The organism is Streptomyces sp. NPDC030296 (assembly GCF_055572815.1).
Genome location: NZ_JBVICQ010000006.1, coordinates 363,940 through 386,706, shown reverse-complemented (window position 1 = coordinate 386,706; position 22,767 = coordinate 363,940). Strand labels below are relative to the sequence as shown.

The 22,767-nt window shown below is 73.9% G+C and carries 17 protein-coding genes; 6 read left to right on the top strand and 11 right to left on the bottom strand.

The features are described from left to right. Window positions 1-125: 125 nt before the first annotated feature. Window positions 126-1,373, bottom strand: coding sequence for an SAV2148 family HEPN domain-containing protein (locus tag ACZ4Z3_RS19865; RefSeq protein WP_468502210.1), 1,248 nt, complete (start codon window positions 1,371-1,373; stop codon window positions 126-128). A 299-nt stretch (window positions 1,374-1,672) separates the two neighbouring features. Here ACZ4Z3_RS19865 and glgX point away from each other — a divergent pair, with 299 nt between their 5' ends. From glgX to ACZ4Z3_RS19850, 3 genes are all read left to right on the top strand, one after another. Beyond that, window positions 1,673-3,853 (top strand): glycogen debranching protein GlgX, encoded by a 2,181-nt coding sequence (gene glgX / locus ACZ4Z3_RS19860; protein WP_468502209.1) that lies wholly within the window; start codon window positions 1,673-1,675, stop codon window positions 3,851-3,853. 295 nt (window positions 3,854-4,148) lie between these two features. After that, on the top strand, window positions 4,149-6,482 hold the full coding sequence (treY, locus tag ACZ4Z3_RS19855) for a malto-oligosyltrehalose synthase (RefSeq protein WP_468502208.1): 2,334 nt from the start codon (window positions 4,149-4,151) through the stop codon (window positions 6,480-6,482). Window positions 6,483-6,618: 136 nt separating this feature from the next. Then, the gene (locus ACZ4Z3_RS19850; protein ID WP_468502354.1) at window positions 6,619-7,869 is read left to right on the top strand and encodes a M14 family zinc carboxypeptidase; all 1,251 of its coding nucleotides are present in this window, start codon (window positions 6,619-6,621) and stop codon (window positions 7,867-7,869) included. A gap of 18 nt (window positions 7,870-7,887) precedes the next feature. On the opposite strand, the gene ACZ4Z3_RS19845 is transcribed toward ACZ4Z3_RS19850, so the two are convergent. From ACZ4Z3_RS19845 to ACZ4Z3_RS19835, 3 genes are all read right to left on the bottom strand, one after another. Then, on the bottom strand, window positions 7,888-8,295 hold the full coding sequence (locus ACZ4Z3_RS19845; protein ID WP_468502207.1) for an SSI family serine proteinase inhibitor: 408 nt from the start codon (window positions 8,293-8,295) through the stop codon (window positions 7,888-7,890). Further along, complete coding sequence (locus ACZ4Z3_RS19840; RefSeq protein ID WP_468502353.1) at window positions 8,292-9,686, bottom strand: M14 family zinc carboxypeptidase; 1,395 nt, start codon at window positions 9,684-9,686, stop codon at window positions 8,292-8,294. The genes ACZ4Z3_RS19845 and ACZ4Z3_RS19840 overlap by 4 nt, the downstream gene beginning before the upstream one ends. A gap of 152 nt (window positions 9,687-9,838) precedes the next feature. After that, complete coding sequence (locus ACZ4Z3_RS19835; protein ID WP_468502206.1) at window positions 9,839-10,390, bottom strand: FHA domain-containing protein; 552 nt, start codon at window positions 10,388-10,390, stop codon at window positions 9,839-9,841. Window positions 10,391-10,605: 215 nt separating this feature from the next. On the opposite strand from ACZ4Z3_RS19835, the gene treZ reads away from it, so the two are divergent. Continuing rightward, entirely contained in the window at window positions 10,606-12,351 is a 1,746-nt protein-coding gene (gene treZ, locus ACZ4Z3_RS19830; RefSeq protein ID WP_468502205.1) for a malto-oligosyltrehalose trehalohydrolase, read from the top strand. 167 nt (window positions 12,352-12,518) lie between these two features. Here treZ and ACZ4Z3_RS19825 read toward each other — a convergent pair whose 3' ends face one another. Both ACZ4Z3_RS19825 and ACZ4Z3_RS19820 read right to left on the bottom strand, forming a co-directional pair. Continuing rightward, on the bottom strand, window positions 12,519-13,439 hold the full coding sequence (locus ACZ4Z3_RS19825) for an aminoglycoside phosphotransferase family protein (RefSeq protein ID WP_468502204.1): 921 nt from the start codon (window positions 13,437-13,439) through the stop codon (window positions 12,519-12,521). A 53-nt stretch (window positions 13,440-13,492) separates the two neighbouring features. Continuing rightward, complete coding sequence (locus tag ACZ4Z3_RS19820) at window positions 13,493-14,566, bottom strand: M24 family metallopeptidase (protein ID WP_468502352.1); 1,074 nt, start codon at window positions 14,564-14,566, stop codon at window positions 13,493-13,495. A gap of 439 nt (window positions 14,567-15,005) precedes the next feature. On the opposite strand from ACZ4Z3_RS19820, the gene ACZ4Z3_RS19815 reads away from it, so the two are divergent. Next, window positions 15,006-15,761, top strand: coding sequence for a phosphodiesterase (locus tag ACZ4Z3_RS19815; protein ID WP_468502203.1), 756 nt, complete (start codon window positions 15,006-15,008; stop codon window positions 15,759-15,761). Window positions 15,762-15,866: 105 nt separating this feature from the next. Here ACZ4Z3_RS19815 and ACZ4Z3_RS19810 read toward each other — a convergent pair whose 3' ends face one another. Together ACZ4Z3_RS19810 and ACZ4Z3_RS19805 are read right to left on the bottom strand one after the other, a co-directional pair. Further along, entirely contained in the window at window positions 15,867-16,538 is a 672-nt protein-coding gene (locus tag ACZ4Z3_RS19810) for a PDZ domain-containing protein (RefSeq protein ID WP_468502202.1), read from the bottom strand. 287 nt (window positions 16,539-16,825) lie between these two features. Beyond that, window positions 16,826-17,698, bottom strand: a complete 873-nt coding sequence (locus tag ACZ4Z3_RS19805) for a LysR family transcriptional regulator (protein ID WP_468502201.1) — start codon at window positions 17,696-17,698, stop codon at window positions 16,826-16,828. Between the two features lie 117 nt (window positions 17,699-17,815). Between ACZ4Z3_RS19805 and ACZ4Z3_RS19800 the strand changes: the two genes are divergently transcribed. Continuing rightward, window positions 17,816-18,574, top strand: coding sequence for a CTP synthase C-terminal region-related (seleno)protein (locus ACZ4Z3_RS19800; protein ID WP_468502200.1), 759 nt, complete (start codon window positions 17,816-17,818; stop codon window positions 18,572-18,574). 12 nt (window positions 18,575-18,586) lie between these two features. On the opposite strand, the gene cyc2 is transcribed toward ACZ4Z3_RS19800, so the two are convergent. From cyc2 to ACZ4Z3_RS19785, 3 genes are all read right to left on the bottom strand, one after another. Beyond that, window positions 18,587-20,794, bottom strand: a complete 2,208-nt coding sequence (gene cyc2 / locus ACZ4Z3_RS19795; protein ID WP_468502199.1) for a germacradienol/geosmin synthase Cyc2 — start codon at window positions 20,792-20,794, stop codon at window positions 18,587-18,589. A 101-nt stretch (window positions 20,795-20,895) separates the two neighbouring features. Further along, a complete protein-coding gene (locus ACZ4Z3_RS19790; RefSeq protein WP_468502198.1) occupies window positions 20,896-22,038 on the bottom strand; it encodes a damage-control phosphatase ARMT1 family protein in 1,143 nt (380 codons plus the stop codon). Continuing rightward, window positions 22,031-22,702, bottom strand: a complete 672-nt coding sequence (locus ACZ4Z3_RS19785; protein WP_468502197.1) for a hypothetical protein — start codon at window positions 22,700-22,702, stop codon at window positions 22,031-22,033. The genes ACZ4Z3_RS19790 and ACZ4Z3_RS19785 overlap by 8 nt, the downstream gene beginning before the upstream one ends. Between the last annotated feature and the right edge of the window lie 65 nt (window positions 22,703-22,767).

Below are 22,767 nucleotides of genomic sequence, written 5' to 3'. Positions count from 1 at the left end.
AGTGGTCACCACCATCGCACGCGCCACTGACAATCCGAGGACCGCGTTCCGCTTACCGCCGCGCGGCAGACACTCCGGGGCCGGTGCGCGGGCCGGTAAAGGGCCGGTTCGGGGCGTGGCGTGACTCATGACACCGGGCGCGAGTCGGCCCAGGCCACCTCGAACTCCTCGCGATACGTATCGAAAAGCCCGACTTCGCCGTTCTCGTCCGCCTTGAGCACCCGGTTGCCGCCGCGCAGCACCAGCACCGGCGCCTCCATGCCGCGGGTGCGGCGCAGATAGGTCTGGACGACGGCGATGCCGTCCGAGCCGTCGCCGTCCACGAGGTAGGCGGTGAAGCGGGGGGTCTCGTCGAAGACCTGGATCTCGAAGGCCCCGGGGTCGCGCAGCCGGGAACGGACCCGGCGCATGTGCAGGATGTTCATCTCGACGGCCCGGCTGAGTTCGCCCCGCTTTATACCGAGTTCCCGCTCCCGGCGCTTGACCGCGCTGGAGGCCGGGTTGAGGAACAGCAGCCGGACGCGGCAGCCGGACTCGGCGAGCCGGACCAGCCGCCGCCCGGAGAAGTTCTGCACCAGCAGATTGAGCCCTATGCCGATGGCGTCGAGGCGACGGGCGCCGCCGAAGAGGTCCTCGGCGGGGAACTGCCGCAGCAGCCGCACCCGGTCGGGGTGGACGGCGACGACGTCCGCGTACCGGTCGCCGACCAGGTCCTCCACCGCGTCGACGGGCAGTCGGCGGGCCGAGGGGACGTCGCTGCCCGCGCCGAGGATCTCCAGCAGCTTCGCCGAGGCCCGCTCGGCCTGGGCGAGGACGGCCTCGGACAGGGCCCGGTTGCGGGAGACGACGTTGCGGGTGACCTCCAGTTCGTCGAGGGCCAGTTCCACGTCGCGCCGCTCGTCGACGTACGGCTCGAAGCAGGGCCAGTGCTGGACCATCAGCTCGCGCAGCTGGGGCAGCGTGAGGAAACTGAGGACGTTGTCGTCGGCCGGGTCGAGCAGATAGCCCTTGCGGCGGCTGACCTCGCGCACCGCGACGGCGCGCTGCACCCACTCCTGTCCGGCGGGACCCGCGGCGGCCACCACCCAGTCGTCGCCGTGCACCGGCTCGTAGACGGGGCGCAGCACGGCGGCCACGACGGCGCGCAGCCGCTGTTCGACGAGGTTCAGCCAGATGTAGGCGCGGCCGGCCCGCTGGGCGCGCGTACGCACCTCGAGCCAGGCGTCGGCGTTCCAGTCCAGTTCCGGGCCGATGGATCCCGTCTCCATCGGCCGTGCCAGGGACACCGCGCCGGGCGGGACATCTGTGGAGTTCCCCTCGTGACCCGTGTCGCCCGTGTCACCAGGAGGCAGCTCCAGCCCTCCCGAGCCCACCCACGCACCGCCTTCCGCTCCCCCGAGCTCACCCCTACTCAACGATCAAGGAAGGGTACTCCGGGAGCGGGGGGCGGTGCAGCCGGATGGACAGGTCGTTTCTCAACCACCGCGTGTCGTACGACGGTTCCGTTTCCCGGGCGGGCCGGGAGCGGGCCGATTCAGATTCTCGCCCCGAGGAGGGGTGACGGACGGCGCCGCGGCAAGAAAGACATATGCCGTCGATGGTTCCCCACTTTGGGGGAGACTCCCTTCGACAGTCGCCCCGGCGGCGCGCGACAACGGGAAGAGTCGTATCCATGCAGGTCTGGCCTGGACAGGCGTATCCGCTCGGTGCCACATACGACGGCGCCGGCACCAACTTCGCGGTCTTCTCGGAGGCCGCGGACCGAGTCGAGCTGTGTCTGCTGCACGACGACGGCTCCGAGACGGCGGTGGAACTGCGCGAGACGGACGCGTTCGTGCGGCACGCGTATCTGCCGGGCGTGATGCCCGGGCAGCGGTACGGGTTCCGTGTGCACGGCCCGTACGCACCGGAGCGGGGGCTGCGCTGCAACTCCGCGAAGCTGCTCCTCGACCCGTACGCGCGTGCGATCAGCGGCTCCATCGGCTGGGGGGAGGAGGTGTACGGCTACCACTTCGGGGCGCCCGAGAGGCGCAACGACCTGGACTCCGCCCCGCACATGATGACGTCGGTCGTGGTCAACCCCTACTTCGACTGGGGCGACGACCGGCGGCCGCGCACCGAGTACCACCACACGGTGATCTACGAGGCGCACGTCAAGGGTCTGACCATGCGGCACCCGGGGCTCCCCGAGGAGCTGCGGGGTACGTACGCGGCGCTCGCCCACCCGGCGGTCATCGAGCACCTGACCGAGCTGGGTGTGACGGCGTTGGAGATGATGCCGGTCCACCAGTTCGTGAACGACCACCGGCTGGTCGACATGGGCCTCAACAACTACTGGGGCTACAACACGATCGGCTTCTTCGCCCCGCACAACGCGTACGCCTCCTGGGGCGACCGGGGGCAGCAGGTGCTGGAGTTCAAGTCGGCGGTGCGGGCGCTGCACGAGGCGGGGATCGAGGTGATCCTCGACGTGGTCTACAACCACACGGCCGAGGGCAACCACCTGGGCCCGACGCTGTCGTTCCGGGGCCTCGACAATCCGTCGTACTACCGGCTGACGGACGACCCCCGCTACTACATGGACACGACGGGGACCGGGAACTCGCTGCTGATGCGGTCCCCGCACGTCCTCCAGCTGATCATGGACTCGCTGCGGTACTGGGTCACCGAGATGCATGTGGACGGGTTCCGCTTCGACCTGGCCGCCACGCTGGCCCGGCAGTTCCACGAGGTGGACCGGCTGTCGTCGTTCTTCGACCTGGTCCAGCAGGACCCGGTGGTCTCCCAGGTGAAGCTGATCGCGGAGCCCTGGGACGTGGGCGAGGGCGGCTACCAGGTGGGCAACTTCCCGCCGCTGTGGACCGAGTGGAACGGCAAGTACCGGGACACCGTGCGGGACCTGTGGCGCGGTGAGCCGCGCACCCTCGCCGAGTTCGCGTCGCGGCTGACCGGTTCGTCCGATCTGTACCAGGACGACGGGCGGCGTCCGCTGGCCTCCATCAACTTCGTGACCTGCCACGACGGCTTCACGATGCGGGACCTGGTCTCCTACAACGAGAAGCACAACGACGCGAACGGCGAGGACAACCGGGACGGCGAGAGCCACAACCGGTCGTGGAACTGCGGCGCCGAGGGCGAGACCGACGATCCCGAGGTGCTCGCGCTGCGGGTCCGGCAGATGCGGAACTTCATCGCCACGCTGATGCTGTCGCAGGGTGTGCCGATGCTCAGCCACGGCGACGAGTTCGGCCGCACGCAGCGGGGCAACAACAACGCGTACTGCCAGGACAACGAGCTGTCCTGGGTGCCCTGGCCGTCCGCCGGCGCCGGTGAAGGCGACAGCGCCGGTGAGGACGGCGGTGGTGAAGGCGAGGGTGACGGCGGGAGCGCCGACGCCTTCGCCGATCTTCCGGCCTTCACGCGCGCGATGGTCTGGCTGCGCAAGGACCACCCCGTCTTCCGGCGGCGGCGGTTCTTCCACGGGCGGCCCGTGGAGGGCACGCACGACGAGCTGTCGGACATCGCCTGGTTCACCCCGGAGGGCCGGGAGATGACCCAGCGGGACTGGGACTCGGCCAGGGCGGGGGCGCTGACCGTGTTCCTCAACGGCAACGCGATCTCCGAGCCGGGCGCGCGCGGGGAGCGGATCACCGACGACTCGTTCCTGCTGATGGTGAACGCGTCGGCCGAGCCGCTGGAGTTCGTGGTGCCCGTGAACCACGGGCGGCAGTGGCAGGTGGTCGTGGACACGGGGCGGGACGACGCGGTTCCCGACGACGGCCCGAAGGTGGATGCCGGGGAGCGGGTGACGCTGGTGGACCGGAGCCTCGCGGTGCTGCGCCGGCCGGCGTAGGGCCTGTCGTTTGGATCATGCCGATTTCGGGCTGCGGTGCCTTGAGGCTGCTGCCGGTGAGCGGGCTTGGTGCGTGCAGCCGCAGGGCGGAGGAGGGCCTCAACGCGACGGGGGTCCGCCCGCGCGAGGTTGTTCGAGCGTGGGGGAGTTGGCAACCGACGACAAAGCGGCAGATGTGCGTGCCAAGCCCCGCGGCCCAGGCGCGAACCAAACGACAGGCCCTAGACGCGGGAAAACCCCGTCTCCTCGCGTGTCAGGGTGCTCCGATCCGCCAGGGGCGGGTACGTAGGTCCCTATGACGTCTGTCGCGCCTTCCGCCACATACCGGCTCCAGCTCCAGCCCGCGTTCCCGTTCGCCGCCGCGGCGGACGCCGTGCCGTACGTCGCCTCGCTCGGCGTGTCGCACCTGCATCTGTCCCCGGTGCTGGAGGCGGTACCGGGGTCGGCGCACGGGTACGACGTGGTCGATCACGGGCGGGTGCGCGGGGAGCTGGGGGGTGAGGCGGGGCTGCGGGAGCTGGCGCGGGTCGCCCGGGAGCACGGGCTGGGGCTGGTGGTGGACATCGTGCCGAACCACATGGCGATGGCGCCCCGGCACAACCGGCCGCTGTGGGAGGTGCTGCGGGAGGGCCCGGGGTCGCCGTACGCGCGGTGGTTCGACATCGACTGGGAGGCGCGGGGCGGGCAGGTGCTGCTGCCGGTGCTCGGGGGGCCGCTGGGCGAGGAGATCGACCAGTTCGTCGTCGACGGGCAGGAGCTGCGCTACTACGACCATGTCTTCCCGCTGCGGGAGGGCACCGAGAAGCTACCGCTGCCGCGGCTGCTGGACGCCCAGTGGTACCGGCCGGTGTGGTGGCGGCTGGCCCGTACGGAGCTGAACTACCGGCGGTTCTTCAGCATCTCGGAGCTGATCGGGGTGCGTGTGGAGGAGCCGGAGGTGTTCGACGCGACCCACGCGAAGATCCTGGAGCTGCTGCACGACGGCGTCGTCGACGGGCTGCGGGTCGATCACCCCGATGGGCTCGCCGACCCCGACGCCTATCTGCGGCGGCTGCACGAGGCCACCGGCGGCCGGTGGACCGTCGTCGAGAAGATCCTTGGCGACGGTGAGGCCCTGCCGGCGGCCTGGCCGGTCGCCGGGACCACCGGGTACGACGCGCTGCGCCACGTCGACGGGCTGTTCACCGACCCGGCGGGGGCGGGCGAGCTGCTGGACCGGTACCGGCGGTTCACGGCCGCCGAGCCCGACCGGGGCGGCGACTGGGCGGCGACCGCGCGGCGGGCCGCGTACGAGGTGCTCACGCACGAACTGGCGGCGGAGGTGGACCGGCTCACCCGGGTGGCGCACGGGCTGTGCGAGCGCTCCCAGGAGCTGGCGCTGCGCGACCGCGCGCCGTGGGCGCTGCGCACCGCGCTGTGCGAGCTGCTCGTACGGATGGAGGTCTATCGGCCGTACGCCTGCGAGGACGCCTCCCTGGTCGTCACCGAGGAGGCCGCCGCCGAGGCGCGTACGGCGTTCGCGGTGCCCGAGGAGGCGAGGGCGGTCGACGTGGTACGCGATCTGGTGCTGGGGCGGTTCGGGGACGGGCCGGAGCAGGTGGAGTTCCGGACGCGGTTCGCGCAGACCTCGTCGGCACTGCGGGCCAAGTCGGTGGAGGACACGGCGTTCTACCGTCATGTGCCACTGCTGTCCGCGAACGAGGTGGGCGGGAACCCGGGGAGCCCCGCGGTCTCCCCGGAGGACTTCCACGCCTACTGCGCGCGCGTGCAGCGGGACTGGCCGGTGACCGGGACGGTGCTGTCGACGCACGACACCAAGCGCAGCGCCGATGTCCGGTCGGCAATCGCGGTACTCGGCGAATGCCCCGAGCGGTGGGCCGACGCGCTGGCGGAGGCGACGCGGGGCGGGGCCGGGGTGCCGGACGCGCAGCTGGCGTGGGCCGCGTGGCAGACCGCGTTCGGGCTCGGACCCGCCGACGCGGAGCGCCTGGAGGGGGCGCTGCTCAAGCATGTGCGGGAGGCGGGGCTGCACACCTCGTGGACCGAGCAGAACCCGGCGTACGAGCGGGCGGTGGCCGAGTTCGTGGCGCGGGGCCCGGCGGCGGACACGGAGGTCACCGGGCGGCTGCGCGCCGAACTGGAGCCGTACATCCGCGCGAACGCCCTCGGTGCGGCCCTGGTGCACCTGACCATGCCGGGGGTGCCGGACGTCTACCAGGGCACGGAGGGCGAGTACCGGGCGCTGGTGGACCCCGACAACCGGGCGCCGTTCGCCCCTCGGGACGGGGACTCGGACAAGCACCGGATCACCGTGGCCGCGCTGCGGCTGCGGCAGCGGCGGCCGGAGGTGTTCGGTGCCGCGGCGACGTACACGCCGCTCACGGCGGCCGGACCGGCGGCCGGGCACTGCGTGGCGTTCGCGCGGTCCGGCGCGGTGGTCACGGCGGTCACCCGGCTGTCGCTGCGGCTCGCCGGGGCCGGCTGCTGGGCGGGCACCCGGCTGGCCCTGCCCGCCGGGCGGTGGGCCGACGTGCTCGGCGGGGGACGGGAGTTCACCGGTGAGGTACCGGTGACGGAACTGTTCGAGGGGCTGCCGGTGGCGCTGCTGGAGCGGGTCGGCGCAGAGTAGCGGCGCGATCCGCGCCGGTCTCCGTGAATGCCTCCGGACGCCCCTGGGATCCGCCCCGTGCGCCGACGCACACTGCATGCATCCCCGCGCTCCACCCGGTTGGGCGCGGGTAGGTCGACAGGTGGACTGGACGGGGGTGGGTCTGCTGTTGGAGCCCGGTTATCCCACGGTGGCGGAGCTGGAGTCGCGCGCGAGGGAGCTGACGGTTCGCCGGCCGCACCTGTGCGCCCTCAGGAGAATCGGCCTCTCGCGGGCCGGCCGGCCGCTGCGGCTGCTGTCCGTCGGCCATGCGAGACGTGCCGTCCTCGTCGTCGCGGGCGCCCACGCGAACGAGCCGACGGGCGGCTCGACGGTGCTGGCGCTCGCCGAGCGCGTGGCGCGGGACCGGGAGTTGCGGACCGGGGTCTCCTGGCACTTCGTGCTGTGCGCGGACCCGGACGGGGCGAGCCTGCACACGGCCCCGGCGCCGCGCACCCTCCTCGACTACCACCTGGGGTTCTTCCGGCCGGCCGCGCCGGAGCAGCCCGAGTGGTCGCCCGCGGTGCTGCCGCCGGACCGGCTGCCGCCCGAGACACGGGCGCTGCTGACGGTGCTCGACGAGCTGCGGCCCTACCTCCAGGTGACCCTGCACGGCACGGATCTCGGCGGCAGCTGGGTGCAGTTGACGAAGAACGTGCCGGGGCTGGCCGAGCCGTTCGCCAAGTCGGCGGCGGAGCTCGGCATACCGGTGGAGACGAGCGCCTCCGACGCGGCGGGCTGGCCCGCCTCGGGACCCGGGGTGTTCGTGATGCCGGGCCCCGGGCACGCGGCGTTCCCGAGCCTGCCGGACGACGCTCGGCACAGCACCTGGTACCACGCCCACCGGTACGGCGGGCTCACCGCGATCGTCGAGGTGCCGATGTGGGCGAGCGACCTGGTGGACGACACCGCCCCGCACCCGGCCCCGACGGCGGCGCTGCGGCAGCTTTCCCGGCGGCTGCTCGACGAGGCGGGCGAGGTGGAGCGGATCCTCGACGAGGCGCTGCCCCGGCTGCCGGGCCCCGAGGGGCCGCTGCTGCGGGCCGCCCGGTGGGCGCTGGCGCTGGTACCGGGGCTGGCCCGCGACTGGGTGGCGGGGCCGCCGCCCGATGTGTCGCGGGCGTACGTGGGCAGTGTGGACGCCTTCGGACGCCGGCTGCCGCTGCGGGCGGCGGCGATGCTGCGGCGGGTGCTGGTGGACGCCGGGGATCCGGGGGCGCCGCTGCTGGAGCGGCTCGTCGGCGAGTGGAGCGACTCGTTCGCCGACCGGTTCCGCGCGCGGTGGGTGCCGGTGCGGGACCAGGTGGAGCACCAGATGCGGACGGTGCTGGCGGCGGCCTCCCACGCCCGGGAGGAAGGCGGGCCCTGAGCGCCCCGCGCGGTGCGGTCAGTTCGACAGGGCGAACACCGAGCCCGTGCGGGCCGCCATCAAGCAGCTGTTCGCGAAGGTGTGCCCGTACGCGACGGGCCGGCCGTCCCACACGCCGCGCGCGGTGACCCGGACGGGGGCGTAGACCTGGACGCACATGCCGTTCTTCGGGGGGATGCGGCCGACGTCGCCGCCCGCCCGGGCCAGTTCCGCGCAGGCCCTGGCGGCGCGGGCGTGGCCCTGCGGCGGGTCGCACAGCAGCAGGGTGCCGCGGGTGTCGCCGGAGCGGGCGTCGCCGCGGGTGACGGTGACGTAGAGCCAGTTGCCCGGGAGGGCGGCCTCGGCGGGCGCGGCGGCGCCGAGGGTGAGCAGGGCGAGGGCCGCGAGCAGGCCGCCGCGGACGGTGTGGAGGATGGTGTGCGTCATTCCCGGTGCATCGGCACGGCGGGCTCGGAACTCCATTCCGGCTCACCCGAACGGGACTCGGCGTGCGGTTCACCGCAGGCGGGCGCGCCACGCGCCCGGCGGGCGGCCAGCTCGAACGCGGCGAGGACGACACGGGTCTGGTACTCCGTCTGGCGGGCCACCGGGATCCAGCGCGCCCCGTAGCGGTCGCGGTAGTCGGCGCACCACTCGTCGAGGAGCCGGTTCAGCTCGGGCAGCGCGCCCGCCGGGTCGTGTCCGGCGCGGGTCACCAGTTGGTGCAGCAGCCCGGCGGTGCGCAGGGTGACCCGGCGGCCGGAGATGGCGAGGGTGGTGAGCCGGGCGGTGTCGAGTGGGGGCAGCGGGCGGGCGGTGCCGTCGTGGACGTCGGGGTCCCAGGCGTCGGCGAGGCCGGGTCCTACCAGTACGTAGTCGTCGACGGGGGCGAGGAGCCGGGCGGCGTCCGGACCGCGGCTCACCGAGGGGCGGACGCGGGCGAGGATGCCCTCCAGGAGCCGGGTGTCGCGGCGCAGCGCCCGGCTGACGGTGCGCAGGACCGCGTGGGCGTCGGGTGAGGGCGAGCCGTCCTCCACGGCGGCCACGCCCCACATGGGGGCCTCGACGACGGCGGTGAGGGTGCCGTAGCGGTGCGGGTGGTACCAGGTGGACTCGACGGCGGCCTCGGTGATCGCGGCGGCCAGGTCGCCGCGGCGCGGGGGCGGGATGCGGTAGACGGCGGGGCCGAGACGCGGCCAGTACAGGGTGTCGTACGGGCTCAGCTCGCGGGGCACGGCGAGGCGGCCGGCGATCCGGGCGACCCGCTCGGCGAGGCCGGGCAGGTCGCGGGTGAGTTCGACGAAGCCGCCGCCGACGTCGACGCCGTGCAGGGAGCACTGGAAGAAGGGGCGCAGCTCGTCCTGGAGGGCGAGCAGGGCGCGGGTCTCCGGCAGGGCGGCGGCGGCCGCCCCCTCGGGCAGCCACTCGGGCTGCTCCAGGAAGCCGGGGCGGAAGAAGTGCCGGAAGTAGTGGCCGAGCGTGTAGGGGCCGGACAGCCAGTCCTCGTTGCGTCGGGAGCCGTCGGGGTCGAGGCAGAGCAGCAGGTTCCAGGTGGTGTCGACGTCCTCGGTGAACCGGGGGTCGGCCAGGGCGCGTTCGGCGATCCGCAGGACCGTGGCGCCGCCGACGGGTTCGTTGGGGTGGGGGCCGGCGACGACGAGGGCCTGGCGGGTGCCGCGGCCGACGGACAGCAGCCACATCGGTGTGCCCGCCCGTGAGGTGCCCACGCGGCGCAGTCGGGCGCGGTGCGGATGTCGGGTGACGAGGGTCGCGGCGCGGGCGGACAGCTCGTCCACGGTCGGGTAGCGGAGAAGTGGCGGCAGGGCACACCTCCCCAGAGTGCGACGCCGTCGGTTCACCTGGTGTGCATGGTGTACGCACAGTCAGTCATGGCCGAGAACGTACGTCAACACCCCGGAACACGAGGCACGTTCGGAAACTCGCTGTGTAAATCCCAGGCCAGAGCTTTGCGGTGGCTCGGTCGGCGGGGTCACTCGGAGGAGAGGCGGAAGGACATGCGGCCGAAACCGACCTGGTCGCCGTCGCGGACGACGGCCGCGCCGATGACCCGACGTCCGTTGACGGTGGTGCCGTTGGTGGAGCCGAGGTCGCGCAGGATCCACATGCCGCCCTGCCGGGTCAGCTCGGCGTGCACCCGGGAGACCGTCTCGTGGCTGAGCCGGAGCCCGTTGGCGGGGTCGCGGCCGATGCGCAGGGCGTGGCCGCTCGCCGGGTGCGGAAGCTGGAGCTTGGGCAGCCGTTCGGCCTGCCAGGCCCGGCGGAGCTTCACCCCGAAGCCGGAGACCGCCCCTACGGTGCCGAGGACCAGCCGGGACCAGCGGCTCTCGACGGGCAGGTCGGCGGTGAGCGCGGCCAGCTCGTCGGAGCGACGGGCGGTGAGGGCCAGTTCCATGCGCCGGATGAACGTGTCGTGGGAGAGGCGGCCGAGGGCGACGCCGTCACGGAGCACCCTCAGCGCGTGGTCGCGCTCGGCGTCCGACAGCCGCGCGGGGTAGGTGTTGAACTCGAAAGACGACGTCACGCGTGTGATTGTCGGTCAGTGAAGCCGGGGTGTCCAGAAAACCGGTAAACGGTGACGATCCTCGGACATGGCGCACGAGAGTGCGACGCGCGCGGCAAACGCGCCGATCCGAGGGCGCCTTGATCTCGTTTGCCGCACGATGGACGGGAAGGCTCCATGACGACTCCTGACCGTCCCCCGACCATCACGACCGGCAGCCGAGGGAGAACCGTTCCGTGCAGTTCGAGGTGTGGGCACCGCAAGCCGACCGGATGACGCTCCACCGCGAGGGCGCCACGCACGCGATGGAGCGCGATCCCGAGCGCCCGGGCTGGTGGACGGCCGACGCGGAGGCGACGGACGGCACGCGCTACGGGTTCGCCGTCGACGACGGGCCGGTCCGGCCCGACCCGCGCTCGCGCCGTCAGCCGGACGGCCCGGACGGGCTGAGCGCGGTCGTCGACCACGGGCGGTACGCGTGGCGGGTGCCGTGGGAGGGGTGCGGACTGCCGGGCGCGGTGCTGTACGAGCTGCACGTGGGCACGTACACGCCCGAGGGCACGCTGGACGCGGCCGCCGAGCGGCTCGGGCATCTCGCGGAACTGGGCGTCACCCACGTCGAGTTGATGCCGCTGTGCCCGTTCCCGGGAACGCACGGCTGGGGGTACGAGGGGGTGTCGCTGTGGGCCGTGCACGAGCCGTACGGCGGCCCCGAGGCCCTCAAGCGGTTCGTGGACGCGGCGCACGACCTGGGCCTCGGGGTGGTGCTCGACGTGGTCCACAACCATCTGGGCCCGTCCGGCAATTACCTGCCCGTCTTCGGCCCGTACTTCACCGAGCGGCACCACACGCCCTGGGGTGCCGCGGTCAACCTGGACGCGCCCGGCTCGGACGAGGTGCGGGCGTACTTCCTCGGCAGCGCGCTGGCGTGGCTGCGGGACTACCGGCTCGACGGGCTGCGCCTGGACGCGGTGCACGCGTTGCGCGACACGCGCGCGTGCCACTTCCTGGAGGAGCTGTCGACGGCCGTGGACGCGCTCGGCGCCGAGGTGGGGCGGCCGTTGTTCCTGATCGCCGAGTCGGATCTCAACGACCCGCGGCTGGTCACCCCGCGCGCGGAGGGCGGCATCGGGCTGCACGCGCAGTGGAACGACGACTTCCACCACACGCTGCACACGACCCTGACCGGCGAAGCGCAGGGCTACTACGCGGACTTCGCGCGGGCGGGGCTCGCCGGACTGGCGAAGACCCTCACCGGCGGGTACTTCCACGACGGCACGTACTCGTCGTTCCGCGGCCGGTCCCACGGCCGTCCCCTGGACCGTACGCGGGTCTCCGCGCACCGGCTGCTCGGCTACACCCAGACCCACGACCAGGTCGGCAACCGGGCCCAGGGCGACCGGCTGTCGGCGACGCTCTCCCCCGGTCTGCTGGCGTGCGCGGCGGCCCTGGTACTCACGGGGCCGTTCACGCCGATGCTGTTCATGGGCGAGGAGTGGGCGGCGGGCACGCCCTGGCAGTTCTTCACCGACCACACGGATCCGGAGCTGGCGGAGGCGGTGCGGCGGGGGCGGCGGCGGGAGTTCGCCGAGCACGGGTGGGCGGAGGAGGACGTGCCGGACCCGCAGGACCCGGCGACGCGTGACCGCTCGTGCCTGGACTGGTCCGAGCCGTCGGCCGAGCCCCACGCGCGGATGCTGGCCTGGTACCGCGACCTGATCGCCCTGCGCCGCACCCACGCCGACCTCTCCGACCCGGACCTGTCCGACGTCAAGGTCGCTTACGACGAGGACGCCCGCTGGTTCGGCTTCCGCCGCGGCGACGTCCGGGTGGCCCTCAACCTGGGCAAGGAGCCTGCGGCCATCCCCCTGGGCACGGCGGAGACCCGGGTCCTGGCCGCATGGACCCCGGTGGACCCCCCGGGCCCCGACGGCCTACTGACCCTGCCGGCCGAGTCCTGCGTGGTACTGACCGTGCCGTGACGCTGCCGCGGGGGCGGCCGCGGGCGGGCGGGCCGCAGGCCCGTCCCTCCGGGGGCGCGGGGAACTGCGCGAGCGACCACGGACCAGCCGCAGTCGCCGTATCACGCCCACCCACGAGCTGCTGGGCGCCCCCGACGCGCCAGGCAGCAAGCCCCCACATACGGGCCTCAGTCCTCCCCCCGCAGATCGGTCACCCGCTCCAGCAGGATCGGCTCCCACGCCCGCCGCAGCCGCTCCCGCAGCGCGGGGAGCGGCGCGGCCGCCGCGAGAGCGACGACCGTGTCGCAGCGGGCCAGCCAGAGCCCCCGCAGACAGGGCCGCGCCCCGTACCCCGCGAGGGTCGCCGCGCGGACCGCCGCGGGCGCGCCGACCGCCGTCGCGAGGCGCGCGATGTCCTCGGCGGGGTCTCCGACCGCCGCGTCGCTCCAGTCCACCACCCCCCGCACCCGCCCGTCGGCGCCGACCAGCAGGTGTTCGCCGGTCAGCGCGTGGTGGACGAGCACGGCCGCGGGAGCGGTGAGCTGCGCGGCGTTGGGCGCGGTGAGCTGCCCCAGCCGCGCCGGGTCGAACTCGTCCGCTCCGGCGAGCTGCTTGGCCGCCCGTCCCGCCGCCGTCCGCAGGCCCTCCAGGGAGCGCGGCGGCAGCCGGGGCACCCCGAGCGCCTCCGCCTGCCGCTGCGGCACCTCGCGCAGGCCGGTGAGGAGCCCGGCGAGGTCGTCCTCGCCCACGGCGGACACGTCGTGCACGGGGGCGGCGGTGCCGGGGACACGCGTGTCGAGCGTGTAGGTGAGGCCGCCGGACCATTCGCCGTGCGCGACGCTCACCGGGACGGCGACGCCGACGTGCGGCCGGACCAGGTCGCGCAGCCGCAGTTCGCGCCGCTGCCGTACGACGGCGTGCCGGTCGGGGGCGAGGCGCAGCACATGGCGGGTGCCGACCCACCAGGTCCACGGCCCGTCCTCCTCGGTGACGGGCCGTACGTCGGGGCCGTCGCCGCCCGCGCCGCCGGCCCTCCCCTCGCCGTTCTTCATCAGGGAACGGACCAGTCGGCGGACGGTGTCCGCGGTGGGTGTCGGTGCCTGGGTCATGGTCGCGCCGTTGTCGTCCGGAGGGGAGGGGGGTTCGGGGCTCCTTCGAGGGGTCAGTGCACTATCGCCATGTCACGCGGGGTGGTGTTCAGGCGCCGCCCGCCGTCCTCGGTGACGGTCACGATGTCCTCGATCCGCACCCCGAAGCGGCCCGGCAGGTAGACGCCGGGTTCGACGGAGAAGCACATGCCTGGCACGAGGGGGCGTTCCTCGCCCTCGACCATGTACGGCGGCTCGTGGGTGGTGACGCCGATGCCGTGCCCGGTGCGGTGGATGAAGCGGTCGCCGTACCCGGCGTCGGCGATGACGGCGCGGGCCGCCCGGTCGACCTCCTGGCAGGGGACGCCGGGCCTCACCGCGCGGAACCCGGCCTCCTGGGCGGCGCGTACGACGTCGTGCACCTCGCGTTCCTCGGCGTCGGGTTCGCCGACGTGGACGGTGCGGGAGGTGTCGGAGCCGTAGCCGTCCTTGAGTCCGCCGAAGTCGAGGACGACCATGTCGCCGTCGGTGATGACGCGGTCGCCGGCCTCGTGGTGCGGGTTGGCGCCGTTCGGCCCGGAGGCGACGATCGTGAAGTCGACCTGGGAGTGCCCGAACCGCCGCAGCAGGTCGGCGAGATCGGCGGCGACCTCGGTCTCCCGGCGCCCGGCGAACGGCACCCGCCGGATCTCCTCGTATGCCCGGTCGGCGGCCTCGCCCGCCGCCGCCATCCGCTCCAGCTCCGCCGCGTCCTTGACGGCCCGCAGCATCGGCAGGGCCTCGGACAGCCCGACGTACGCCGTGTCGGGCAGCCGCCCCTGCAGGCCGAGCAGGTGCAGTGCCCAGGTGTTGTCGCTGACGCCGAAACGGCCGCGCGGCCCGAGGAGGGGGACGGCCGTGTCGTAGGGGTCCTTGCCGTCGGTCCAGTCGCGCAGGTCCAGCGCGGGGCCGCCGGGGGCCTCCTCGGCGTCCGGGGCCTCCAGGGCGGGCACCACCAGCACCGGGTCCTCGCCGTCCCTCAGCACCAGCAGGGTGAGCCGCTCGGTCTCCGGCGGCCGGTACCCCGTGAGCCACACCAGGTCGGGGCCGGGCGCCACCAGCAGCCCGTCGAGGCCCGCGTCGGCCGCGGCACGGGCGGCTCGCCGCATCCGGGCGCGGTAGTCGTCGGCGGTGAAGGGCGTCAGGGGGCCGGGCGGGTCGTCGGCGGTCAGTGGCGCGGATCCGTGGCCAGACGTGCCGGTCATCCATGCCTCCGTGTGCTCGGAGTTCCCTGGGGCAGGGCGCGGCACGCCCTACGGGCAGCATCCTGCCCGTCCGCGGCACCCCACGCGACCCCATTGCCGCAGGTGTCGGCGCGCGTGCGCTCCGGCGCGCCCGGTGCCGGGCTCTCCGTCAGCTCTCCAGGGCGAGGCGGGCGCCGAGAAGCAGCAGCACGCCGCCGGAGAGCCGATCTCGTGGAGCTCCCACAGCGCGGCGAGGCCGATGTCCCGGCGACCTGTTAATGGTTGCCGATTGCTCATCCGTTAGGGCTAATGCTTAGATTCCCCTGTTCCATTAAGGCAGTGGGCCCAAGGGAGGCGTCCGACGATGCTCGTACTCGCACACATCAGTGATCTGCATCTGGACGGGACGGACCGGGCCACCCGGCGGGCCGAGCGTGTGCGGGACCTGCTGTGGGGCCTGCCGGGCCGGGTGGACGCGCTGCTGGTGACCGGGGACATCGCCGACCACGGCACGGAGGCCGAGTACGAGGAGGCGGCGCGGCTGCTGGGGCTGCGCGGCGGGGACGCCCCGTTCCCGGTGCTCACCTGCCCGGGCAACCACGACAGCCGGGCGCCCTACCGCAAGGCGCTGCTCGGCGAGCCGGCCGCCGACGGGCCCATCAACAGCGTGCGTCTCTTCGACGACGCGGCGGTGCTGATGTGCGACTCCAGCGTGCCGGGGCGGGACGAGGGCGAGCTGGAGCCGCTGACGTACGCCTGGATCGAGGAGACCCTCGACGACCTCGACGGGGACCGGCCGGCGCTGCTCGCCTTCCACCATCCGCCGGTGGCGCTGCACCATCCCCTGCCGGACGCCTACCGGCTGGGCCGCCCCAGCGCGCTGGCCCGGCTGCTGGAGCGCCGGACCGAGATCGCGGGGATCATCACCGGGCACGCCCACACGCCCGCCGCGACCACCTTCGCGGGGCGGCCGCTGGTCGTCGGGCCGGGGGTGACGTGGACACTCCGGCTGCCCTGGGAGGGCGACCAGGCCGCGGACCGGGAGGCGCCGCCCGGACTGGCGTTCCATGTGCTGGACGACGAGGGCCGCCTGACGAGCCACTTCCGGGTGGCGTCGTAGGACCGTAGGGGCCGTAGGGGCGTAGGGCCGCAGGAGGCGCGTCGCCGTCCGTCGGGGCCGGTGTGACCATCTTCCGGTACGGGGCCGAGGAGCGGTCGGCGGGGCTCAGATGGCCACCCCCGGTACGGCGACCAGGTAGCGGCGGGTGCCGTTGGCGTGGCGTACCAGGAGTTTCGCCGGGGTGCCGGGGCGCGCGGCGGCGATCGCCCGCGCGAGGTCGGCCGCCGACCCCGTGCGGGTGTCCCCGACGGCGAGGACGACATCACCTCGGACCAGGCCCGCGCCGTAGCCGGGGCCGGGCACGTGCACGCCGACGACGAGCGCGCCTGCGCCCCCGGTGGCGTCGACGGCCTCGATACCGAGGGTCGCGGGGGCGCGGGCCGGACCGCCCATGGCCGAACCGCCGAGGGCCGGCGCCGGGCCCGGGCCGGGGGCCGCGGCCAACGCCGGTACCGGGGTGGTCGGCAGCACCCAGCCACTGTCGGGGCGCGGGGCGGCGGCCGGGGCCCGCCGGGCCTCCGCGAGGGTGCCCACACCGGTCGCCGTGAGGGCCAGCGCGCCGAGTCCGACGCCCGACAGGACCAGGACCACACAGGTGACCAGGACGAACACCAGGGTGACCACCCGCTGCCGCGCGCGGCGGGGCGCGGCGTGCGGTCGCCGGGCCGGGCCGGACGGCCGGTCCTCGTCGGGCGCCCGGTCGGGCAGCTGATCGGGTACCTCGCCGCCGGGCCCCTCGCCGGGCCTGGCCTTGGGGCTCAACGCGGTCTGCTCCATGGTGCGCGCCTCCGGTCCGCGGTTCGGGTCGGGCGGACATCTACCCGGCGCACGACGGCGCGACGAGCCACGAAAGAGTGAGACTGACACCCCATCAGCGCCGTTCACCCCCATCAGCGCCGTTCACGCCGGTCACCGCGCCCCCCATAGGCACCACCCCTCACCCCGGTCACCACCCCTCACCGCCCACGCCGCCCACGCCGCCCTCACCGCCCACGCCGCCCACGCCGCCCACGCCGCCCACGCCGCCCTCGGATCATCCCTCGCCCCGCCCGCTCGCCCCGCCCTCACTCCCTGTGCTGCTCCGTCAATTCGTGGGCCAGGGCCGCCGCCGGGCCGCGCAGGGCTCCGCCGTGGATCAGTTCCGTGCGGTGCACCAGGCGGGGCGCGACGAGGGGGACGGCGACCGCGCCCGGTACGTCGGTCGTGAAGCTACGGGGCAGGACCGTCAGGCCGTGCCCGGCGGCGGCGAGGGTCGTGAGCGTCCGCAGGTCGGTGCCCTCGTAGCGCAGGGCGGTGCGGACGCCTCCCGCGCCGCCCGCGGTGTGGAGGCGGTCCAGGGGCAGGCCCGCGCCGGGCGCGTCCAGCCAGCGGGCGTCGACGAGGTCGGCGAGGCGCAGTCCGGGGCGCCGGGCGAGGGGGTGGGCCGCCGGGAGGAGGACGCAGACGGGTTCCTCGGCGACGCCGCACGTGGTCAGCGGCGCCACGTCGGGCAGCCGCAGCGGGTCGCTGGGCGCGGCGAGCCCGTCGACCAGGCCGAGGTCGGCGGCGCCGGTGGCGACCGCCGCCGGGATGTCGGCGCGGGCGAGTGCCCGCAGGGTCACGCCGGCGGCGGGCAGCGCGGCGACGGTCCGGGGGCCGAGGGCGGTCGGGGTCACGGCGAGGGTCAGCCCGTGCTCGGGCGCGGACGCCATCCGGACCACGTCGGCGCGGGCCGCGTCGAGCCGCAGCAGCAGCGGCCCGGCGTGTTCGAGGAGCCGCTCCCCGGCGGCCGTGGGCCGGACCGGACGCCGGGTCAGCAGGGGGGCGCCGAGGTCCTGTTCCAGCGCGGCGATGTGCTGGGACACCGCGGACTGGGTGTAGCCCAGCTCCCGCGCGGCCTCGGAGAACGAGGCGAGGCGCGCCACGGTGACGTAGGTGCGGAGCAGATGCGGATCCATGGCCGCCATGATCCCGCGACGCGCCCGTGATGCGGCCGAGCAGCATCAGCTTTGCTTATCGAGGGTGTGGAAATCATCGTTGGACGTGAACACGGGCCCGCGCCGAGGATGACGGACATGACGAACAGCCCGGCGCAGGCCGCCCCCTCCGCTTCCCGTTCCGCCCGGCTCGCCCTGGTCGGCGACCGCTCCCCCGACGTGGTGTCCCACATCCGGATCCCGCGGATCCTCGACTCCCTCGCGGAGCGGGACCGGCTCGTCGTGGACGCGTACTGGATCCACTCCGAGGACGCCGCGGCGGACTCGGCGGCCGTGCGCGGCTTCGACGCGGTGTGGGTGGTGCCCGGCAGCCCCTACCGCAGCGAGGCGGGGGTGCTGTCCGCGATCCGTACGGCCCGTGAGGAGGGCATCCCGTTCCTCGGCACCTGCGGCGGCTTCCAGCACGCGCTGCTGGAGTACGCGCGCACGGTGTGCGGACTCACCGGGGTCGCGCACGCCGAGAACGACCCGGACGCCGAGGACTTCCTGATCGAGCCGCTCGCCTGCTCCCTGGCCGGACATGAGGCAGCCGTACGCGTCGAACCCGGTTCGCTCGCGCAGTCGGTGCTGGGCGCCGAGCGGACCGTCGAGCGGTACTCCTGCCGGTACGGCCCCTCCGCTCACCTCGACACCCTGCGGGCGCACGGGCTGCGCTTCTCCGGGCACGACGAGGACGGCCAGGTCAGGATCGTCGAACTGCCGGGTCACCCCTTCTTCCTGGCCACCCTCTTCCAGCCCGAACTCTCGGGCGACGGCAGCCGCCCGCACCCGTTCGTGCGCGGGCTGGCCCGGGCCGCGGTCGACCACGCGGCCCGGGCGGCACACCTGCCGGTGTGAGCCGTGCGGGGGTCAGCCGACCCGGGCGGGGGTGAACGGCAGGGCCGGCGCCCGGCCGGGGACGAAGCCGTGGGCGCGGCGGGCCAGGAAGGCGGGCTTGTAGCGGTCGACCTGCCGGTGCCAGTTCAGGATGCCGGCGAGCCAGTTCCGCAGGTCGTCCACATAGCCGTCCATGATGTCGCGCGCCGGACGCGACAGCTCGAAGTCGTCGTACACGACGGGGAGTTCATGGGCGACGACATGCTCGAACTGCCGCATGCGCTGGGTCATCAGGTCGTGGACCACGCCCAGCGCGGCCGGGTAGTCGCAGCCGAAGAAGTTCTGCACGACGAGGATCGCGTTGTGGACCTCGCCCTCGTACTCGATCTCCTTCTGGTACGAGAACACGTCGTTGATGAGGCACGCGTAGTCGATGGCCGCGTTCTCCAGGGAGCGGACGGGGCCGCTGCGGTAGACCTCGGGCGGGATCTGCGGGCCGTGGCCCATCCGGCACAGGCTCAGGGTGAGGTCGGAGCCGAAGGTGGCGCGCCGCATCTCCAGGTAGTCGACCGGGTCGGGGACCCGGTTCTGGAGCTGGTTGAACACCTCCCACACCCAGCTCTCGGTCATCTTGTCGACGGACGCCTTCAGGGTGCGCCGCTCGTCGGGGGTCATCTCCGCGGTGGTCCGCGCCCACAGGTCGATCAGGCCCCGTTCCATCCCGTTCACCGGGACGGGGACCGCCTCCCCCTCGACGGGCATGCAGTCGGAGAGCCGAGCGGTCGTGAGGCGCGCGGCGGCCACGTCACGGCGGTGGCCGAAGACCAGGGGGTAGTAGTCGTCCCCGTAGGTGCCCCAGGCCAGCCACTGCGAGCTGAGGTCCAGTTCCTCGGGGGTGGCGTCCGGGTCGAGGCCGGCCGCGCACAGGGGCAGGTCGGCGGCGGCGAGCCGCTCCTCGTCCCAGACGCCCTCGCCGAGGATGCCCATCGCGTGCGACCAGGCGGTGAGACGCGGGCGGGCGGCGTCCAGGTGCGGGCACAGCTCCACCTGGAAGGGCATGTGGAAGTCGGGGATCAGGGACGGTCCGACCTTCTGGTACGGCAGATGCGCGCGGGTGCGCAGCCGTTCGGCGGCGGCGGAGGCGACCAGCGCGCCCACGTCGGCGGCGGACGTGCCGAACCCCGCCCCGGTGACCAGGGACGGGCCGGAGAGGAGCGCGCCGCCGAGGTCGAGCGGGCCGCGCGAGGAGGTCGCCCCGTCGTTCATGTAGCGGCTGGACCGCATGTGCCACTCGTGGCCGCCGGCCTGCCAGTCCTGGAGGCCCTTGGTGTACGCGGCGACGGCGGCGACCTCGGGCGGGGTGAGCCCCTTCTCCAGGGCCAGCGCGGGGACCTCGGTGAGCGCGGTGTCCTCGAACTGGTGCAGCCGTGAGGTGAGGATGTCGTTGACGGTCTCGGCGGCCTGTTGTGTGTCGCAGCCGAAGAACGTCTCCAGGACGAGCACGCCGTTGCTGTTCTCCCCCTCGTCCTCGACCTCCCGCTGGTAGGAGAACAGGTCGTTGCGCAGGTGGACGGCGTCCGAGAACGTCTCCATCAGGACCCGCAGGGGCCGCGACTCGGCGACCGCCGCGGGGACCTCCGCGGTCGCGTACTCGACGAGACCGGCGGACCAGGGGGCGCCGCCGACCTTCCGGCGCATCTCGATGTACTCGACGGGGTTGGCGATCCGCCCCTCGTTGATGTTGGACAGCTCCCACAGCGACTCGTTGAGCAGATGCTCGGTCGCCACGGCGAAGCGGCGGCGCCAGTCCATCGACATCGCCGGCACCGTGCGCGCCCAGAGGTCGGCGAGCCCGGCCTCCACCGGGTTCCGCGGCTCGGGGACGGGGGTGGCCAGGTCCAGCGGCATGAACAGCGGGAGCCGGTCGAGGTGGGCCTTGCCGCCGGGGCGGTCCTGGGAGCGCTTGAAGAGTTCCAGGAAGTGGTCGTCGAAGAAGAACACCCACACGTACCAGTCGGTGATGAGCGAGAGTGCCGGGCCGTCGCAGTCGGGGTGCGTGTACGCGCACAGCAACCCGTAGTCGTGCGCGTCGAGGTCCGCCTGTTCCCACACGCCGGAGCCCTCCAGCATGCCCATCTCCCGCGCCCACGCGCTGGTGTGGGCACGGGCCTCGTCGAGGTGGGGGTTCAGCCGCGCGGGGTACGGCAGATAGAAGTGCGGGAGTTGGAACGGCTGCGTCATGGCCGGGCCCTACCCGTGGCCCCCGACCGGCATCCGGGCGGCGGAACATGATCACACCATCGCGTGAATCCGGGCGCTTTCGTCGCCGGCGCCCGGACTTCTCAGTTCGTACCGGCGTTCACCTGGATCACCGCGTGTGCCCCGCCGGTGCGCCACCGCTGCCCCTCCGCGGCCACCAGCGCGGCCTCGGTGGAGGCGTCCAGGCCCACGATCACATCGGACTTGAGGGTGCGCAGGGCGGCCACCGGACCGGGGAAGTACGCGGTGACCGAGGCGAAGGACGTGGTCGGCGGCCAGAGCCGGTCGCCCACCAGGCGCCGGTAGTTGAGGTCGCCCTTGAGGAGGGTGAGGTCGGCGGAGGCGAACTCCTCGCGCAGGTCGTCCGGCATGTCCGCGTACGGCAGCGGGGCGCAGGAGAAGGGGTGGGCCCGCAGCACGAGACGGCCGTCGGCGAGGGCGGACCACAGCCGTCGCCCGGCGGCGTTCTTGGCGGCGACGAGGTGGCGTACGGCGTCGAGGGCGTCGGCGGTGGTGGCGTCCGAGACGAAGTACGGGTACGGCTTGAGATGCAGCAGGGCGCGCTCGACGCGGCCCCGGGTGAGGAGGTCGTCGACGAGGAGGAGGTCGGGGATCAGTTCGCGGCCCGCGTTGTCGGCGACCAGGCAGAGCGTTCCGCCGCTGGACAGCAGGGACAGCAGTTCCTCGCCGTCGTCCACGAGCAGCCGGGAGTCCGCCGTGGACCCGGCGGTCTGGATGCGGAAGCCGAGGTCGGCCCGGTTGCCCCAGAGCGAGCCGTGCAGCAGGGCGGGCAGCCGCTCGCGCGGGGGCCGTTCGGCGAGGGCGTCGGCGGCGGTGAGTTCGGCCGTCGCCTCGGGGGTGTCGAGCTCGGCGAGCTTGAAGGGGCGGAACGGGTCGACGCCCTGCCAGGGGCCGGGGCCGAAGAAGCCGACGGCGTGCAGGAGTCGGCGGTAGAAGCAGCTCTCGGCGACGAGGAAGGGCAGGTCGAACCAGGACCGGCCGGCGTGGCGACGTACGTCCCAGGTGTCCCACCAGGGGTCGTCGTCCGGGGGTGCGAGGAGGCCCTCGGTGGCGTCGTGCAGCAGGGTCGTGAGGGCGTGGCGCTGCTCGGGGCCGTAGGGGGTGGCGTCGAGGACCTTGCGGATGAGGGCGGGATGGCGTTCGGCGAGGACGGCGTGCGCGAAGGAGGCCGGGTCGGTGCCGTGGATCAGGGGGGCGTCAGACACGGTCGGGGGTCCCTCCGGGGCCGGTGGGCGCCGCGGGCGGCAGGGCGACGTCCTTGACCTTCTTGTCGAGCTGCCGGCCGTAGCCGGCCTCGGTCCACACGTACTTCTGGAACTGCTCGGGGGTCAGGGCGCCCTGCCACGGGGTGCCCGACGGGTAGAACACGGCGCCGCAGGCGGAGCAGTGGTGGGCGGGCCGCCAGAGGAGTTCGGCGCGGGACTCGCCCCGCATGACGGCCTTCCGCTCGCGCAGTTCGCCCCGGACCACGGCGAGGGTGCCGACGAACAACGCGACGGCGAGCAGGGAACCGGCGATCGTGTGGACGGGCTTGTCGTTCTGGAGGCCGCTGCGGGCGAGATAGGCGCCCATGGCGACGAGGATCATGCCCTCGATGAAGTGCAGGACGGTGTCGAAGCGGGACGGTACCCCCGGGGAACGCGCCAGCCGGTCGGTCAGTCCCGAGGCCCGGGACTCCGGGTCGGCGCAGGTCTCGGCGACCGTGCGCGCCGAAGGGCCGGACCCGCCGCAGCCGGGGCACACCGCCGCGACCGGCGCCGGGCTCTCCCCGGTCCTCTCCGACCAGGTCCCGTCGGACCTCTGCGACGGGATCCCCTCGGCCTGCTCCGGTTGGGTCCCGTCGGACTTCTCGGTCTTCTTCGTCGACATGCGCCTACGCTAACGGCCCGCTGACGGCACGCCGGAAAAGGGCCGGCGGCCGACCGATGCCCGCT